This window comes from Leisingera sp. S2M4, from assembly GCF_055398055.1.
In genome coordinates, this window is record NZ_AP040861.1 from 1,367,878 (window position 1) to 1,384,792 (window position 16,915).

The 16,915-nt window shown below is 65.8% G+C and carries 14 protein-coding genes; 9 read left to right on the forward strand and 5 right to left on the reverse strand.

The genetic code is table 11. The annotated features are described in order from the left end of the window. Window positions 1-23: 23 nt before the first annotated feature. The 5 genes from arfB to ACZ52D_RS06705 all read left to right on the forward strand — a co-directional run bounded on the left by arfB (window position 24) and on the right by ACZ52D_RS06705 (window position 4,254). Entirely contained in the window at window positions 24-443 is a 420-nt protein-coding gene (gene arfB, locus ACZ52D_RS06685) for an alternative ribosome rescue aminoacyl-tRNA hydrolase ArfB (protein ID WP_464442922.1), read from the forward strand. Window positions 444-619: 176 nt separating this feature from the next. Beyond that, window positions 620-1,648 carry a P1 family peptidase gene (locus ACZ52D_RS06690; RefSeq protein ID WP_464442923.1) on the forward strand — a complete coding sequence of 343 codons (1,029 nt, stop codon included), beginning with the start codon at window positions 620-622 and terminating at the stop codon, window positions 1,646-1,648. 109 nt (window positions 1,649-1,757) lie between these two features. Next, window positions 1,758-2,219: a c-type cytochrome gene (locus tag ACZ52D_RS06695; RefSeq protein ID WP_369930092.1), complete on the forward strand. Its 462-nt coding sequence runs from the start codon at window positions 1,758-1,760 to the stop codon at window positions 2,217-2,219. A 147-nt stretch (window positions 2,220-2,366) separates the two neighbouring features. Beyond that, window positions 2,367-2,909 carry an isopentenyl-diphosphate Delta-isomerase gene (gene idi, locus ACZ52D_RS06700; protein WP_222454616.1) on the forward strand — a complete coding sequence of 181 codons (543 nt, stop codon included), beginning with the start codon at window positions 2,367-2,369 and terminating at the stop codon, window positions 2,907-2,909. 88 nt (window positions 2,910-2,997) lie between these two features. Then, a complete protein-coding gene (locus tag ACZ52D_RS06705) occupies window positions 2,998-4,254 on the forward strand; it encodes a flavin-dependent oxidoreductase (protein WP_464442924.1) in 1,257 nt (418 codons plus the stop codon). 253 nt (window positions 4,255-4,507) lie between these two features. On the opposite strand, the gene glpK is transcribed toward ACZ52D_RS06705, so the two are convergent. From glpK to panB, 3 genes are all read right to left on the reverse strand, one after another. Continuing rightward, entirely contained in the window at window positions 4,508-5,998 is a 1,491-nt protein-coding gene (gene glpK, locus ACZ52D_RS06710) for a glycerol kinase GlpK (RefSeq protein WP_369930088.1), read from the reverse strand. Window positions 5,999-6,151: 153 nt separating this feature from the next. After that, the gene (panC, locus tag ACZ52D_RS06715; protein WP_464442925.1) at window positions 6,152-7,012 is read right to left on the reverse strand and encodes a pantoate--beta-alanine ligase; all 861 of its coding nucleotides are present in this window, start codon (window positions 7,010-7,012) and stop codon (window positions 6,152-6,154) included. Between the two features lie 8 nt (window positions 7,013-7,020). Further along, window positions 7,021-7,851 (reverse strand): 3-methyl-2-oxobutanoate hydroxymethyltransferase, encoded by an 831-nt coding sequence (gene panB, locus ACZ52D_RS06720; protein ID WP_464442926.1) that lies wholly within the window; start codon window positions 7,849-7,851, stop codon window positions 7,021-7,023. Window positions 7,852-8,015: 164 nt separating this feature from the next. On the opposite strand from panB, the gene ACZ52D_RS06725 reads away from it, so the two are divergent. From ACZ52D_RS06725 to ACZ52D_RS06740, 4 genes are all read left to right on the forward strand, one after another. Continuing rightward, window positions 8,016-9,494 (forward strand): ABC transporter substrate-binding protein, encoded by a 1,479-nt coding sequence (locus ACZ52D_RS06725; RefSeq protein ID WP_464442927.1) that lies wholly within the window; start codon window positions 8,016-8,018, stop codon window positions 9,492-9,494. A 193-nt stretch (window positions 9,495-9,687) separates the two neighbouring features. Continuing rightward, on the forward strand, window positions 9,688-10,635 hold the full coding sequence (locus tag ACZ52D_RS06730) for an ABC transporter permease (protein WP_464442928.1): 948 nt from the start codon (window positions 9,688-9,690) through the stop codon (window positions 10,633-10,635). Next, window positions 10,632-11,447: an ABC transporter permease gene (locus ACZ52D_RS06735; protein WP_369930077.1), complete on the forward strand. Its 816-nt coding sequence runs from the start codon at window positions 10,632-10,634 to the stop codon at window positions 11,445-11,447. The genes ACZ52D_RS06730 and ACZ52D_RS06735 overlap by 4 nt, the downstream gene beginning before the upstream one ends. Beyond that, a complete protein-coding gene (locus ACZ52D_RS06740) occupies window positions 11,444-13,051 on the forward strand; it encodes an ABC transporter ATP-binding protein (protein WP_464442929.1) in 1,608 nt (535 codons plus the stop codon). The genes ACZ52D_RS06735 and ACZ52D_RS06740 overlap by 4 nt, the downstream gene beginning before the upstream one ends. Window positions 13,052-13,209: 158 nt before the next feature. Here the strand turns inward: ACZ52D_RS06740 and pncB are convergent, their stop codons facing one another. Both pncB and ACZ52D_RS06750 read right to left on the reverse strand, forming a co-directional pair. Continuing rightward, window positions 13,210-14,499, reverse strand: coding sequence for a nicotinate phosphoribosyltransferase (pncB, locus tag ACZ52D_RS06745; RefSeq protein ID WP_464442930.1), 1,290 nt, complete (start codon window positions 14,497-14,499; stop codon window positions 13,210-13,212). Between the two features lie 62 nt (window positions 14,500-14,561). Then, window positions 14,562-16,859 (reverse strand): PAS domain-containing hybrid sensor histidine kinase/response regulator, encoded by a 2,298-nt coding sequence (locus ACZ52D_RS06750; RefSeq protein WP_464442931.1) that lies wholly within the window; start codon window positions 16,857-16,859, stop codon window positions 14,562-14,564. Window positions 16,860-16,915 lie beyond the last annotated feature (56 nt).

Genomic DNA, 16,915 nt, shown 5'->3' on the forward strand with positions numbered 1-16,915 from the left:
CCCCCCCGGGCCATAAAGACCCCATGATCCGCATCAACGACCAGATCACCCTGCAAGACTGGGAAATGACCGAGAGCTTCATGCGCGCCTCGGGGCCCGGCGGGCAGAATGTGAACAAGGTGGCCACCGCCGTCGAGCTGCGGTTCGAGGCCGAACGCTCGCCCGCGCTGACGCCCTCGGTCAAGAATCGGCTGAAACGGCTGGCCGGGCGGCGCTGGACCAAGGACGGCGCCATCCTCCTGCAATGCGACGAGACCCGCTCGCAGCAGCGCAACCGCGAGATCGTGCGCGAGCGGCTGGCCGAGCTGGTGCGCAAGGCGCTGGTCGCGCCCAAGCGGCGCATCGCCACCAAGCCCACCCGCGGCTCCGTCCGCCGCCGGTTGGACGCCAAGAAACAGCGCGGGGCGCTGAAGGCCAACCGCGGCAAGGTTGACCCCGATTGACGGGCACCGCACATCCAGAGATTGCACCCGCCCGCGCTTCGGACCATGCTGCCGCAAACCACTCGGGAGAATGACATGCTGCGGGCAAGTGACACATCCAGGCGAGCAACCGGGCGCACCGCCTGCAGAATCCGGGACCGCGGGCTGATTTCCCCGTCCGCCGTGGGAGACCGCGCATGACCCCGGGCCCCCGCAACCTGATCACCGATGTTTCGGGCCTGCGCGTTGGCAACGCCGAGGACCGCGCGTTGAAATCCGGCACCACGGTGCTGACCGCGGATACGCCCTTCACGGCCTCGGTACAGGTGATGGGCGGCGCGCCCGGCTCGCGTGAAACCGATCTGCTGGCGCCCGACAAATCCGTCGCCAAGATCGATGCGCTGGTGCTCTCCGGGGGATCTGCCTTTGGGCTGGAGGCCTGTTCCGGCGTCACCGAAGCGCTGCGCGCGCAGGGCCGCGGATTCGCGGTTGGACCGGCCCGGGTCCCGCTGGTGCCGGGCGCAATCCTGTTCGACCTGCTGAACGGCGGCAACAAGGACTGGGAGCAGAACCCTTACGCGGCCCTGGGGCGCCGCGCCTTCGAGGCGGCGGCGGAGACCTTCAGCCTCGGCACTGCCGGTGCGGGCTGCGGTGCGTTGACGGCCATGGTCAAGGGCGGGCTGGGGTCCGCTTCGCTGGTGCTGGACAGCGGCGTCACGGTGGGGGCGCTGGTGGCCGCAAATCCGATTGGTGCCGTGACCACCCCCGGCGAGCAGCACTTCTGGGCCGCCCCTTTCGAGATCGACGGAGAATTCGGCGGGCTGGGCGTGGACACCTCTGTCGGCCTTGGCCGCGACCTTTCCAGCCGCCGCATGGAGGCGATGCAGCGTCTGGCGGATGGCGCCAAACTGCCCGACGAGCGCGCCAATACCACGATTGCCATCGTTGCCACCGATGCGGATCTGTCAAAGGCGCAATGTCAACGCATGGCCAGCGCCGCCCATGACGGCATCGGCCGCGCCATCGTCCCCGCCCATATGCCCGGCGACGGGGATCTCATCTTTGCCGCCAGCACCAATGCGCGCCCCATGGGCGACCCCTCCGAATTGGCCGCGATCACCCATGCCGCCGCGCTGTGTCTCAGCCGGGCCATCGCACGCGCGGTCTGGCTGGCCCGGCCGGAACCGGGCGACCTGCTGCCCTGCATCAGCGAAATCGCACGCTGACCCCCTCCCCACGCCCGCTGTCAGCATGCCGCGCGTCAAACTGCCGGTTGACTCCGCGGGCAATTAAACGATGAGTCTCCTCTGCCAACTCAGAACTGGAGCAAGCAAAATGAGACCTCTCGTAACCGCCGCCATCCTTGGCCTCCTCGCTGCCCCCGCCCTTGCCGCGGGCGATCCGGACAAGGGAGAGAAGGGGTTCAACAAGTGCAAGGCCTGCCACACCGTCACCTCTGATGCGGGCGAGGTTATCGTGAAGGGCGGCAAGACCGGTCCGAACCTGTGGGGCATCGCAGGCCGCACAGCCGGGTCCGTCGAGGGCTTCAACTACAGCAAGGACCTCGTTGCCGCGGGCGAAGCCGGGCTGGTCTGGGACGAAGAGAAATTCGTCGCCTTCACCGCCGATCCGCGCGCGTTCCTGCGGGAAGAGACCGGCAACTCCAAGGCCAAGTCGAAAATGTCGTTCCGCCTGAAGAAGGGCGGCGAGGACATCTACGCCTTCCTGGCCAGCCACGGCCCTGTCGCCGAGGAGGCTGCCGCCGCCGAAGAAACGACCACGGCGCCATCTGAATAAGCAGCGGCCTGCACCAGGCCAGCCCCGAGGCCGCGGCATTTTCGCCGCGGCCTTTCGCGTAATTGCTTTCGTAAGCCACAGGCGTTAGCGGTAGGAGCCGGGGTGCCCTGCGGGCAGCCACGCCGACGCAACCGTCACGGACACAACATGAGCCATATGATCCCCGCCTGGGTGAACGGCGATTTGACACCGGTGGACAAACTGGCCGCACATGAACGCGGTCTGAAGCACAAGGCGGTCTCCGTCTTTGTGGTCAAAGGCGTGGAAATCCTGATGCAGCGCCGCGCCATGACCAAGTACCACACGCCAGGCCTCTGGGCGAACACCTGCTGCACCCACCCGATGTGGGAAGAACAACCCTCGGCCTGTGCGGTGCGCCGCATGCGCGAGGAATTGGGCATTACCGGTCTTTACCCCGAGTTCCGGCACCACCTGGAATACCGCGCCGACGTCGGCAACGGGCTGATCGAGCATGAGGCGGTGGATGTGTTCCTCGCCCATGTGCACCGCCCGCTGAAAGTCACGCCGAACCCGGCCGAAGTGATGGAAACCCGCTGGGTCGACTACCACGACCTGCTGGCCGAGGTCAGCCGCCACCCGGAACGCTTCACCCCCTGGCTGAAGATCTACCTGCACAGCTATGCCGACGTCATCTTCGGCCCGGACCTGATCATCGCGGGTCGCCGCTAGCCTCCCCAACAGCCCCCCCTCCGCTTAAGTCTTGCCCTGCGCGGCGGGCTGTGGTTCTGTGCCACGGAAATTGGGAGGTATACTTATCATGTCCATCCTCATCGCCGGCGGCGGTATCGCCGGGCTGTCACTGGGGCTGACCCTGCACCAGATCGGGGTGCCGTTTCACATCTATGAATCCGCGGCGGAGCTGAGGCCGATGGGCGTTGGCATCAACCTGCAGCCCAACGCGGTACGGGAGCTGCTGGACCTCGGGCTGGGAGAGGAGCTGGAGGCGATCGGGGTGCAGACCCGGCAGCTGGGGTTCTACAGCAAGCTGGGCAACACCATCTGGGAAGAGCCGCGCGGCCGCGGCGCTGGCTACGCCTGGCCGCAGTATTCGGTCCACCGCGGCGCGTTGCAGATGATGCTCTACCGCATCCTGCTGGAGCGCGCAGGCCCGGGCTGCATCACCACCGGCACGCGCGCGGTCGGCTTCGAGACCACCGCCGAGGGCGCGGCGCTGCTGCTGGCGGGCGGCACCCGCGCCGAGGGGACGCTGGTGGTTGCCGCGGATGGCATCCACTCGGCGCTGCGCGCGCAGATGGTCCCGGATGAGGGCGCGCCCATCTGGAACGGCCGCATCCTGTGGCGTGCCACCACCCGCGCGCCCGAATTCAAGGGAGGCGCGGCGATGGCAATGATCGGCCACGACCAGCTGCGACTGGTGGCCTATCCGATCTCGGCCCCTGACGCCGATGGGCTGGTCACGATGAACTGGATCGCGGAAAAGAGTTTTGACCCCGCCGCCCCCTGGCGCCGCGAGGACTGGAACCGGCCTGCCGACATCACTGAATTCCTGCCCGATTTCGAGGATTGGCAGTTCGACTGGATCGACGTACCGGCGCTGATCCGCGGCGCCGATGTGGTCTATGAATACCCGATGGTGGACCGCGACCCGCTGGCACACTGGACCATCGGCCGGGTGACACTGATGGGCGATGCAGCGCATCCGACCTACCCGATCGGGTCCAACGGAGCCAGCCAGGCCATCGTGGATGCCCGGATCATCGGCGCGCAGCTCTTGGCCCATGGCCTCACCCCGACCGCCTTGCAGGCCTACGAGGACGCCGTTCGTCCGCTGGCCACGGCCGTTGGCCGCGCCAACCGGGCAGGCGGCGGACCGGACGCGGTGCTGCAACGTGTGGAAGATCTCTGCGGCGGCGCCTTTGACCACATCGATGAGGTCATCCCGACCACCGAACTGGCCGCCCATGCCGCCCGCTACAAATCCATCGCAGGCTTTTCCATCGAAGAACTGAATGCCCGCCCGCCCACCATCGCCGCAGGCGCGCGGCTGGCCTGACGCCCCCCCGGCCAGCGCCGGGTCAAGGGCGGCACAGCCGCCGTGCCGCAGGCACGGTTCACCCTTGAGGCGGGGATGGGCGGCCCCACACTGGGGCAGGCGCGTTCAAGGGCAGATCTGCCCTTGAACCGCTTCTCGGCAGGCACCTGCGCCGTGCGAATGCACGGCGCCACGCCCAACTGTACAGGTCATTCCGCAAGGAATGCGCCGGAGCAGGCGGGAGCCTCTTCTGGCGGGCTGGTGGCGGGCTGGCTTAGATACCGATCACGGCCTGCACCGCCCGTTTCCAGCGGCCATAAGCCGCTTCGCGCATCTCCGGCTGCATCCGGGGGACGAACTGGCGATCCAACCGCCAGGTTTCGGCGAAACCGGCCTGGTCCGGGTAGACCCCGGCCCGCATCCCCGCCAACCAGGCAGCCCCCAGTGCGGTGGTCTCCTGCATCACTGGCCGGTCGACCGCAGCCCCCAGGATGTCCGACAGGCTCTGCATCGCCCAGTCGCTGGCGCTCATGCCGCCGTCGACGCGCAGGGTCACCGTGTGGTGGCTGTCGTCCTCCCAGTCGGCGCGCATCGCCTCGTAGAGGTCCCGGGTCTGGTAGCCAACGCTTTGCAGCGCCGCGCGGGCGAACTCCGCCGGGCCGGAATTGCGGGTCAGCCCGAACATGCCGCCGCGACAGTCGGGCTGCCAGTAGGGCGCGCCAAGCCCCGTGAAGGCGGGCACCAGGATCACGTCCTGGCCCGGATCGGCCTTGTCCGCCAGCACGCCGCTCTCAGACGCCTTGCCGATGATGCCCAGCCCGTCGCGCAGCCATTGCACCGCCGCACCGGCAATGAAGATCGAGCCTTCCAGCGCATAGGTCGGCTTGCCGTCCAGCTGGTAGGCGATGGTTGTCAGCATCCGGTTCTTCGACACCACCGGCGCGTCGCCGGTGTTCAGCAGCGCAAAGCAGCCGGTGCCGTAGGTGGATTTCATCATCCCCGGCTTGAAACAGGCCTGGCCGATGGTGGCCGCCTGCTGGTCCCCCGCCACCCCCAGGATCGGAATGGCGCCGCCCAGGATCTCTGGATCGGTGATGCCAAAGTCGGCGGCACTGTCCTTGACCTCGGGCAGCATCTGCTGTGGCACCTCCAGCAGATCGCTGATGGTGCGGCTCCAGCGGCCCTTGCGGATGTCATACATCAGCGTGCGCGCGGCATTGGTGGCATCGGTCACATGCGCGGCACCGCCGGTCAGCCGCCAGATCAGGAAACTGTCCACCGTGCCGAACAGCAGCTCCCCCGCGGCGGCACGCGCCCGGGCGCCCTCGACCGTGTCGAGGATCCATTTCACCTTGGTGCCCGAGAAATACGGGTCCAGCAGCAGACCGGTGCGGTCGGCGACCATCTCCTCATGGCCGTCAGCCCGCAGCGTCTCGCAGATGGCAGCGGTGCGGCGGTCCTGCCAGACGATGGCATTGTGGATCGGCTTTCCGGTCTCGCGGTCCCAGACCACCGTGGTCTCCCGCTGGTTGGTGATGCCGATCCCCGCGATATCAGAGGCCGCCACCCCGAGATCCGCCATCACCTGGCGACAGACAGCCAGAGTGCTGTCCCAGATGTCCTCCGGGTCGTGTTCGACCCACCCCGCCTGCGGGTAATGCTGGGTGAATTCCTGTTGCGCGGTACCGGCCACCTGCATCGCCCCGTCGAACAGGATCGCGCGGGTGGACGTGGTGCCCTGATCAATTGCCAGAATATAGGTCATCTGCTGCCTTCCAGTCTCCTCTGACCGCAGACAATAAACGCAAATCCGGTACCGCTACCAGTCCCTACTATATCTTTAGTACAAAAACCGCGCCGCGGTTGATCGCCGACTGCGGCACGGTCAGCGCAGATCGCACAGCCCGGCACAGGCGCTTCAGCGCTGCACCTGCGCCACTTCGATATTGTCGATCAGGCGGATATCGCCCAGCCACGCGGCCGCCAGCAGCCGGGCCGGACGGTCAGGGTAGTCCAGCGCCTCGAGGCTCTCGGCGCATCGGAGGTCGAAATACTCGACCTCGCCGAAACCGGCCGCAGCCAAGGCACGCCGGGCTTCGGCCTCCAGAGCCGACCAGGGCTCTCCTTGTGCCGCGCCCGTGGCAGCGGTCTGCATCGTCGCATAGAGCGCCGCGGCCTGGGTCAGCGCCGCCTCGGACAGGCGCAGGTTGCGCGAGGACATGGCCAGGCCGGAGGCCTCGCGCACGGTGGGACAGCCCACCACCTCGATCGGGATATCCAGGTCGCGCGCCATGCGGGTCACCACCATCAGCTGCTGATAATCCTTCTGACCGAAGAACGCCTTGTCGGCGCTGGTCTGCAGGAACAGCTTGGCCACAACCGTGGCGACGCCCTCGAAATGGCCGGGGCGGAAGGGGCCCTCCATGACGTCGGTGATGCTGCCGGTGACGGCGACGGTGCTGGCAAAGCCATCCGGGTAGATCTGGTCCGGGTCGGGAACGTAGATCGCATCGACACCGTAGGGGGCGAGCTTGGCCGCGTCCTCGTGCTCGGTCCGGGGGTAGTTGGCCAGGTCCTCGGCGTTGTTGAACTGCTTCGGGTTCACGAAGATGGTCACGATGACCCGGTCGCAGGCGGCCTTGGCGGCCTCGACCAGAGACAGATGACCTGCGTGCAGTGCCCCCATCGTGGGCACCACGGCAATGGTTTCACCGGCACGGCGCCACGCGGCGGTGCGGGTGCGCAGACCGTCGAGGCGGCGCAGGATCGGGGCGGTCATGGGAGTCGTCATCCTTTGGAGGGCGCCTGATCGGCAAACACGTGTTCAGGGGCCGGAAAGCTGCGGGCGCGGACCTCGGCAGCGTATTCGGCAATCGCCGCCTCGGCGTTCTGGCCCAGATCGGCGTAGCGTTTCACGAATTTCGGTTTGAAGGCGGTAAAGAAGCCCAGCATGTCGTCGACCACCAGGATCTGCCCGTCGCAGCCGGCACTGGCGCCGATGCCGATTGTCGGAATGGCCACCTCGGAGGTGATCCGGTCGGCCAGCCCCTGGGGCACCTTTTCCAGCACCACCGAAAACGCCCCGGCATCGGCAACGGCATGGGCGTCAGCCATCACCGCATCGGCCTGCGCGTCACGGCCCTGCACCTTGTATCCGCCAAGGGTGTTGATGGATTGCGGCGTCAGCCCGATGTGCGCCATCACCGGGATCCCGCGCTTGACGAGGAAACGGATGGTCTCGGCCATCTCGACCCCGCCTTCCAGCTTGACCGCGCCTGCGCCGGTTTCCGCCATCAGCCGCGCCGCGTTGCGAAACGCCTGCGCCGGGCCTTCCTCGTAGCTGGCGAAGGGCATGTCGATGACCATCATCGCGCTGGACAGGCCGCGCGCGACGGCTTTTCCGTGCAGGATCATCATCTCCATGGTGACACCCAGCGTCGAGGGCAGCCCGTGCAGCACCATGCCGACGCTGTCGCCGACCAGCACGAAATCGCAGTGGCTGTCCATCAATCGGGCCATCGGCGTGGTATAGGCCGTCAGGCTGACCAGCGGCGTGCCGCCCTTGCGGGCACGAATATCTTCGGCGTTGGGGGCCTGTTTCCTGGCTGTCGCGCTCATGGCTTCCTGTCCGCTGTTCACACTCCGCACGGAGTACCAAGTTACGCCGCGCGCTTCCAGTGCGCGAAATGTCTCTCTGGTCTTGATTACGCTTGGGAAAACGGGAAACTCGTTTCCGATAGGCGCCGGAAACAGGCGCAGAAATGGATTCAGGGAGTATTGAGATGGCGTTGAGATCACTTGTTCTGGCGGCAGGATCCGCGATTGCACTGATGGCGGGTGGCGCCTGGGCAAAGGATAGCGTCACCATCGCCATGCAGCTGGAGCCACCGCATCTGGATCCGACCAGCGCCGCCGCCCAAGCCATCGATTCCGTGGTTTACAGCAACATCTTCGAAGGATTGACCCGGTTCCAGGGCGATGGCTCGGTGGTGCCGGGGCTGGCCGAAAGCTGGGAAATTTCCGGGGACGGCACCGTCTACACCTTCCGTCTGCGCGAGGGCGTGACCTTCCACGACGGCAGCAGTTTTGACGCGGAGGACGTGAAGTTCTCGCTCGACCGGGCGCGGGCGGAAGACAGCACCAACGCGCAAAAGGCGCTGTTTGCCGGTATAACCGCCGTCGATGTGGTGGATCCGCAAACCGTCAGGATCACCCTGGACGCGCCCAACGGCGCCTTGCTGTTCAACCTGGCCTGGGGCGACGCGGTGATCGTGGCGCCGGAAAGCATCGACAGCATCAAGACCAATCCGATCGGCACCGGGGCCTACAAGTTCCAGAACTGGGTGCAGGGCGATCGCATCGCCCTGACGCGGAACGAGAACTACTGGGGAGAGCCGCCCGCGCTGGAAAAGGCCACGTTCAAGTTCATCTCTGACCCCACCGCCGCCTTTGCCGCCCTGATGGCCGAGGACATCGACGCCTTCGACAACTTCCCGGCGCCGGAGAACCTGCCCCAGTTCGAGGCCGATCCACGGTTCCAGGTGCTGGTCGGCTCGACCGAGGGGGAAACCATCCTCGCGATCAACAACAAGCAGCCGCCCTTCGACGATCTGCGGGTCCGCCAGGCGGTGGCCCATGCCATCGACCGGCAGGCGATCATCGACGGTGCGATGTTCGGCTATGGCACCCCGATCGGCAGCCATTTCGCGCCGCATCACCCGGCCTACAAGGATCTGACCGCCAATTCTGCCCATGACCCGGAAAAGGCGCGGGCCTTGCTCGCCGAGGCGGGGTTGCCGGACGGGTTTGAGACCACGCTGCACCTGCCGCCGCCCTCCTACGCGCGGCGCGGCGGCGAAATCGTCGCCGCCCAGCTGGCAGCGGTCGGCATCAAGGCCGAGATCATCAACGTGGAATGGGCGCAGTGGCTGGAAACCGTGTTCCGCGGCAAGACCTTCGGCCTGAGCATCGTCAGCCATACCGAGCCGATGGACATCGGCATTTATGCGCGGCCCGACTACTACTTCCAGTATGACAACCCGGCGTTCCAAGCCTTGATGACACGGCTGGAAGCGAGCAGCGATCCGGCCAGCCGCACCACCCTGCTGCAGGAAGCCCAGGCCATGATCGCCGCCGACCACGTCAACAGCTACCTGTTCCAGCTCGCCAAGCTGGGCGTGGCCAAGGCCGGGCTGGAAGGGCTGTGGGAGAACGCGCCCACCGCTGCGATTGATCTCAGCGCGCTGCGTTGGGCCGAATAACGGCCGCCCGCCATCTCGTCGGGCGGCCGCGCCTGCCCGACGACCACAGCCGGTGGAACCTGTGCGTCTATCGCCCAAAACCTGACCCTGTTCAGGCCACAACGCATTAACAGAGAACAATTTTTCAGACATTCCGGCAATTTCCTCTTCTGCCCTCTGGACCCCTGCCAAATGGCCTCCTAACGTCACGCTCATGCTGCGCTACGCTCTCAAACGTCTGCTTTCCCTGCTGCTCAGCCTGGCGGTTGCCTCGCTGGTGATCTTTCTGGTGGTCGAAGTCGCCCCGGGAGATCCGGCCTCCTTCATGCTGGGCGTCAATGCCCAGGCCGATACCGTCGCCGCGCTGCGCGCCGAACTGGGGCTGGATCAGGGCCAGGTCGCCCGCTACCTGTCCTGGGTTGCCGGCATGCTGGGGGGCGATTTCGGCACCTCCTACACCTACCGCACGCCGGTGGCCGAGATGATCGCCGACCGGCTCTGGGTCTCGCTGCCGCTGGCGGTCTACGCGCTGGCCCTGTCGACGCTGATCGCCTTTCCCGCCGGCATCTACGCCGCCGCACGGCGTGGCCGCGGCGGTGACATGGCGGTGATGGGCGCCACCCAACTGGGCGTGGCGGTCCCCAATTTCTGGTTTGCGATGATGCTGGTGCTGATCTTTGCCATCAACCTGCGCTGGTTCGGTGCCGGCGGCTTTCCGGGCTGGGAGGCTGGCATCGGCGCGGGCCTGCATGCGCTGACCCTGCCCGCGATCGCGCTGGCGCTGCCGCAGGCGGCGATCCTCACGCGGGTGATGCGCTCGGCCCTGCTGGACATTCTGGGCGAGGATTTCATGCGCACCGCCCGCGCCAAGGGGCTGAGCCGTCGCCAGGCGCTGTGGCGGCACGGGCTGCGCAATGCGCTGATCCCGGTGCTGACCATCATCGGGCTGCAGTTTTCCTTCCTGCTGGCGGGCGCCATCATCATCGAGCAGGTGTTCTACCTGCCCGGCCTGGGGCGGCTGGTGTTCCAGGCGATCTCTGCCCGCGATCTGATCGTGGTGGAGTCGGTGGTGATGCTGCTGGTGTTTGCCGTCATCACGGTGAATTTCCTCGTCGATCTGGCCTATGCGCTGGTCGACCCCCGGCTGAGGAGCCGCACATGACCCGCAATCTGATCCTCGGCGGCGCCTTGTCGGCGCTGGTGGTGCTGGCGGCCCTGATCTCGTTCCTGTGGACGCCGTATGATCATGCGGTGATGAACATCCCGGCCAAGCTGCAATCGCCCAATGCACAGCACTGGCTGGGCACCGACCATTTCGGGCGCGACCTGATGTCGATGATCATGGTCGGTGCGCGCACTTCGATCGCGGTGGCGCTGGTGGCGGTTGGCATCGGCATGGGGGTTGGCGTGCCGCTGGGGCTGACGGCGGCGGCTCGCAAGGGCAGCTGGCTCGACGAGGTGATCATGCGCGGCAATGATCTGGTCTTTGCCTTCCCGTCGCTGGTGATCGCCATCCTGATCACCGCCGTGCTGGGAGCCGGCGCGATCAACGCCATCATTGCGATCGGCATTTTCAATATCCCGGTCTTTGCCCGCATCACCCGCAGCGCGGCGCTGTCGCTATGGGAGCGGGAGTTCATCCTCGCGGCGCGGGTGTCCGGCAAAGGCGCAGCGCGGATCTCGGCCGAGCATATCCTGCCCAATGTAACGAACCTGCTGATCGTGCAGGGCACCATCCAGTTTTCGCTGGGAATTCTGGCCGAAGCGGGCCTGTCCTACGTCGGTCTGGGCGCCCAGCCGCCCACCCCGAGCTGGGGGCGGATGCTGGCGGATGCGCAGACCATGGTCAGCTTTGCGCCGCATTTGGCACTGGTGCCGGGCTGCGCAATCATCGTGACGGTGCTGGGGCTGAACCTGCTGGGCGACGGGCTGCGCGACCATCTGGATCCGAAACTGCGGGTGGCACGCACATGACACTGCTGGACATCACCAACCTGTCGCTGAGAATCGGTGGTCTCAGCGTCCTGCGGGACGTGTCGCTGACAGTCGACCCCGGCGAGGTCGTCGCCGTGACCGGCGAGAGCGGATCCGGTAAATCGATGACCGCGCTGGCGGTGATGCAGCTTCTGCCCGAGCGGGCGCGGACCAAGGGCTATGTCACGCTGGAAGGCACCCAGCTGCTGGAGCAAAGCGAGGCGCAGATGTGTGCCATCCGCGGCCGCTCGGTGGGCATGGTCTTCCAGGAGCCGATGACGGCCTTGAACCCGCTCAAGACCATCGGCGAACAGGTGATGGAGACGATCCTGATCCACCAGGCGATGCCGCGCGCCGAAGCGGAAGTCCGCACCTGCGAGGTGCTGGAGCGGGTTGGCCTGCCGCAGGACCGGTTCCCCTTGAGCCGCTTTCCACACGAGCTGTCGGGCGGGCAGCGCCAGCGGGTGGTGATCGCGATGGCCATCGCGCTGCGTCCGCGGCTGTTGATTGCCGATGAGCCGACAACGGCACTGGATGTCACCACCCAGGCGCAGATCCTCGAGCTGCTGAAGGATCTGGTTCAGGAATACGGCATGGGGCTGCTGATCATCACCCATGACCTGGCAGTGGTGGCGGATCTGGCCGATCGCATCGTCGTGATGCGACATGGTGAAGTGGTCGAGACCGGTCAGACGCAGTGGCTGCTGCGCAATATGCGCCACCCCTATACCCGGATGCTGTTTGCCGCCTCGAACCACCAGGTCACCCTGCCCGACACCCCGGCGCAGCATCCCTTGCTGGAGGTGCGCGGGGCCGTGCGCGACTACAAGACGCCGCGCGAATCGCTGTTCGGCAAGCCGGGTCGATACCGGGCCGTAAACAACGTCAGCTTCACGCTGCACCGCGGTGAACGGCTGGGACTAGTGGGTGAGTCGGGTTGCGGAAAATCGACCCTAACACGGGCGATTCTTGGCCTTGAGCCGCTACAGGAAGGCGAGATTCGCCTGGCAGGCACTGCCGTCACCCCAGATCTGAAGCCCGCGATTCGCCAAAAGATGCAGGTGGTCTTCCAGGACCCCTATGGCAGCTTCAACCCGCGCCACCGGGTCGCGCGACTGGTCAGTGAGCCGTTCCACCTGCTCGATGATGCGCCAACCGGCAGCGCCCGCGCCGACCTGATCGCCGAAACGCTGACCGCGGTGGGCCTGAAACCCGAAGACGGGCAGAAGTACATTCACCAGTTCTCGGGCGGGCAGCGCCAGCGCATCGCCATCGCCCGCGCGCTGATCACAAGACCGGAGCTGATCATCTTTGATGAGGCGGTTTCGGCGCTGGACGTCTCCGTCCGGGCCCGCATTTTGGACCTGATGGCCGAGCTCTGCTCAGCCTACGACCTGAGCTACCTGTTCATCAGCCACGACCTCAGCGTCGTGCGCACGATCACCGACCGCTGCCTGGTGATGCAGCGTGGCGAGATCGTCGAACAGGGGGCGACCGAGGACATCTTTGCCAATCCCCGGCACCCCTATACGCAGCAGCTGATTGCCGCCGCGCCGGTCTTGCCCGAGATCCCGGAACAGAACGCACATTCCCAGCAAGCCTGAACGCACCGGGCCCGGCAGGCCTGAGGGCACCGGGCCAAACCGGCCCAAGATGGATGCCCATAGCGGCGGCGTGCAGGGTTCTATGCCCAGCCTGCGAAACCTGCCACACCGTTCCCCGCCGCTGACGGACGCGTGGTCGGCCAGCGCCGACCCTAACCTCAGACGATGACGTCCTGACGCTCCTGCGCGCCGACGCTGAAGACGCGCTTGTACCGCTCGATCTCCGCCGCCGGTCCCATTGCCTTTTCCGGGTTGTCCGACAGTTTCACCGTCGGACGGCCATTGGCCGAGATCGCCTTGCACACCAGCGAGAAGGGAGCCAGCGCGTCATCCGGCACCAGACCACGGAAATCATTGGTCAGCAGCGTGCCCCAGCCGAACGACACCTTGGTGCGGTCAGCGAATTGCGCGTGCAGCTCGCGGATCTGCTGGACGTCCAGACCGTCAGAGAAGATCACCCGCTTTTGCGCCGGATCTTCGCCCCGGTTCTTCCACCAGTTGATCGCCACTTCGGCGCCCTTGGCGGGATCCCCACTGTCGATGCGGATGCCGGTCCAGCCCGCCAGCCAGTCGGGCGCGCGATCAAGGAAGCCTTCGGTGCCGTAGGTGTCGGGCAGGATGATGCGCAGGTTGCCTTCATGCTCGTCATGCCAGTCGGACAGCACGTCATAAGGCGCCTGGGCCAGCTCGGCGTCGCTTTCGGCCAGCGCCGAATAGACCATCGGCAGCTCATGCGCATTGGTGCCGATCGCCTCGACCTCGCGGCGCATGGCGATGAGACAGTTGGAGGTGCCGGTGAACTTGTCGCCCAGCCCTTCGATCATCGCCTGCACACACCAGTCCTGCCACAGGAAGGAATGGCGGCGGCGGGTGCCGAAATCCGCGATGGAGAGGCCATCGATCTCACGCAGTTGTTCGATCTTTTCCCAGACGCGGGTCATGGCGCGGGCATACAGCACCTGCAATTCGAACCGGCCCATGCTGTTGATGACAGCCCGGCTGCGCAGCTCCATCAGGACCGCCAGCGCCGGGATCTCCCACAGCATGACCTCGTGCCACTTGCCTTCAAAGGTCAGCTCGTACTGGTCGCCCTTGCGTTCGAGGTGGTAGGGCGGCAGTTGCAGCCCTTCGAACCACTCCATGAAGTCGGGGCGGAACATCTGCCGTTTGCCATAGAAGGTGTTGCCGCGCAGCCAGGTGCTTTCACCACGGCTCAGCGACAAGGAGCGGATGTGATCGAGCTGTTCGCGCAGCTCGCCCTCGTCGATCAGCCGCGCCAGGGGCACGTGGCTCGAACGATTGATGAGCGAGAAGGTCACCGTGGTGTCCGGCTTGTTGCGAAACACCGACTGACACATCAGCAGCTTATAGAAATCGGTATCAATCAGCGAGCGGATGATCGGGTCGATCTTCCACTTGTGATTGTAGACGCGGGTTGCAATGTCCACCGGCGGCCTCTCTCCTCAGGGTCAGGGATTGATAGGACACCCGCTGCACGAGAGCAAGGCAGTCAACCGGCGCAGCGCGGCCGGGTTGCCAGTTTCTCAAGCAGTTCAACCAGCTTGCGGCGACTGACAGGCTTGCTCATGAAGTCGTCCATCCCCGCCGCGAGGCAGGCCTCGCGGTCCGAGGCAAAGGCATTCGCCGTCAGGGCCACGATGCTCGGCTGCGGCAACGGCAGGCGGCGGATGGCCCGGGTGGCCTCCAGCCCATCCATTTCGGGCATCGACATGTCCATCAGGATGACATCCGGGGCTGTCGCCTCGAACTGCTGCACGGCCGCCCGCCCGTTCTCGGCAAACCGCAGGTCCACGTCCACCGAGCGCAGGAACTTTTCCACCAGCTTGCGGTTCAGGAGGTTGTCCTCGGCCACGAGAACCCTCAGCCCCTTGAGCGACGGCAGTTCGCCAACGTCGACCTCGGCCATCGCGGCATGCGGCACCGGGGCTGCCAGACAAGGTTGCAGCATCAGCTGCACGGTGAAACAGGTCCCTTCTCCGAGTGTGGATTGCGCGGTTATCCCGCCACCCATCGCCTCGGCCAGGCCGCGGCTGATGGTCAAGCCAAGGCCGGTGCCGCCAAAGCGCCTGCTGATGGCGGCGTCGGCCTGCGAAAACCGTTCGAACACGCTGTCCAGATGTTCGGGCGCGATGCCGATGCCGGTGTCGGCGACCGAAAACACCACGCCAACCGGCTGCTGCCCATCCACCTTCTGGGCCGCATCGCGGGCATCCGCAGCCGTAAGATCCAGATCCAGGGTCACCTGTACCCGCCCCTCGGGGGTGAACTTGATGGCGTTGCCGAGCAGGTTCATCAGGATCTGGCGAATGCGGCGGTCATCACCGTGCAGGCGCCGGGGGACTGTTTTGCCGATCTCCAGCACCAGCTCCAGCCCCTTGGCCTCCGCCTGCGGCTGCAGCAGCCGGACCGTGGAGCGAAAACAGGCGTGCAGGTCGAAATCAACGCAGTTGAGGACGATGCCCTCGGCCTCCATCTTGGAATAGTCCAGAACGTCATTGATCAGCGCCAGCAGGGTGTCCGCCGAACTGAGGATCGCGTCGGCATAGGATTTCTGTTCCGCGTTCAGCCCGCTGTCCCGCAGCAGCTGGGCCATCCCGACCACCCCGTTCATCGGCGTGCGGATTTCGTGGCTCATGGTGGCCAGAAAATCCGCCTTGGCGCGGTCACCCTCTTCGGCAGCGATGCGCGCCTCCTCCAGTTGCTGGGCATGTCTCTTGGCGGCGGTGACGTCACGCTCCACGGCCAGCAGGGACTCGAGCTCTCCCTCGCGGTTCAGCACCGGCACCTGGCTGGTCTCGATCCAGATGTCCTGCCCGTCCTTGCGCCGATTGCAGACCTCGATGCGGACGGGCTGGGCGGTTCGGATACCTTGCTGAAGCTTGCGGATGGTCTCCGGATCGGTGTCCGGGCCGTTCAGAAGATCCCCGGGAAAGGTCCCAACGGCCTCTTCGAAGGTGTAACCGGACAGCCGCGTAAAACTGTCATTCACCCAGGTAATGCGCCCTTCCCTGTCCATCAGCATGACACTGTCATGGGCATTCTGCGCCACCAGAGCCAATCGTCGCGCCTGCATCTGCTGCTCGGTCAGCCGATGATGGGCCTGTTCCAGCTCTTCCTGTTGCTGCGCCTGCGCCAGGCTCCGCTCGCGGCCACGGTCGAAGTTGCGCAGGATGAACTGCAGGAACCAGTAACCCGATACATAAAGCACCAGCAGCCCGCCCAGATGCAGATAGTGCATCGGCACCAGACTGGGTGCGGTGATGAAATCGTGAACCAGCATCAGCACTGGCAAGGAGGCGTAGACCCCCAGCTTGAGGAACACCGCCCGCGGGTTGTAGGGCATCACCATGCCGGTGTTCAGCGCCGCACCGAGGACAAGGCCAACGGTGAACAGCGGCCCGTTGTGCGTGTTCGGCGGCAGGTTCGGCAGCTCGATCCAGTAGGGCGCCAGCGCCGCAACCGAAAACGTCATGGCCTGCACCAACCCGGTCAGGCAGCTCAGCCATTGCAGGTGCCCGACCCGCATGCCCCGCCGCAGGAGGCTGCCGACACGGGACAACAGCAGCGTGTCAAGCACATCCCCCGCCAGGGAAATCGCAAATGCCAGCAACGCGAGGATCGGTGGCGCGACCAGCGCCAACACCGCAAATGCAGCGAACATGCAGAACTGGCGCGCCCAGAAGGTGCGCACGCGACCGGTCGCGTAGCTCTGCAAAAGCGCGGCCGGGTCGTAGCGCATGTAGAAACTGGCCAGCGGCCCGGAGGCGGCGTCGTTCGTGCTGTTCATCACGTCATCCTGCCGACAGGGTATGAACACAGTCTAACCCGGTGACAGTTTATTTT

Bases quoted from the DNA above. Each gene is read 5' to 3' on its own strand.
- arfB (WP_464442922.1), top strand. From the start codon at position 24: ATGATCCGCATCAACGACCAGATCACCCTGCAAGACTGGGAAATGACC.
- ACZ52D_RS06690 (WP_464442923.1), top strand. From the start codon at position 620: ATGACCCCGGGCCCCCGCAACCTGATCACCGATGTTTCGGGCCTGCGC.
- ACZ52D_RS06695 (WP_369930092.1), top strand. From the start codon at position 1,758: ATGAGACCTCTCGTAACCGCCGCCATCCTTGGCCTCCTCGCTGCCCCC.
- idi (WP_222454616.1), top strand. From the start codon at position 2,367: ATGAGCCATATGATCCCCGCCTGGGTGAACGGCGATTTGACACCGGTG.
- ACZ52D_RS06705 (WP_464442924.1), top strand. From the start codon at position 2,998: ATGTCCATCCTCATCGCCGGCGGCGGTATCGCCGGGCTGTCACTGGGG.
- glpK (WP_369930088.1), bottom strand. From the start codon at position 5,998: ATGACCTATATTCTGGCAATTGATCAGGGCACCACGTCCACCCGCGCG.
- panC (WP_464442925.1), bottom strand. From the start codon at position 7,012: ATGACCGCCCCGATCCTGCGCCGCCTCGACGGTCTGCGCACCCGCACC.
- panB (WP_464442926.1), bottom strand. From the start codon at position 7,851: ATGAGCGCGACAGCCAGGAAACAGGCCCCCAACGCCGAAGATATTCGT.
- ACZ52D_RS06725 (WP_464442927.1), top strand. From the start codon at position 8,016: ATGGCGTTGAGATCACTTGTTCTGGCGGCAGGATCCGCGATTGCACTG.
- ACZ52D_RS06730 (WP_464442928.1), top strand. From the start codon at position 9,688: ATGCTGCGCTACGCTCTCAAACGTCTGCTTTCCCTGCTGCTCAGCCTG.
- ACZ52D_RS06735 (WP_369930077.1), top strand. From the start codon at position 10,632: ATGACCCGCAATCTGATCCTCGGCGGCGCCTTGTCGGCGCTGGTGGTG.
- ACZ52D_RS06740 (WP_464442929.1), top strand. From the start codon at position 11,444: ATGACACTGCTGGACATCACCAACCTGTCGCTGAGAATCGGTGGTCTC.
- ACZ52D_RS06750 (WP_464442931.1), bottom strand. From the start codon at position 16,859: ATGAACAGCACGAACGACGCCGCCTCCGGGCCGCTGGCCAGTTTCTAC.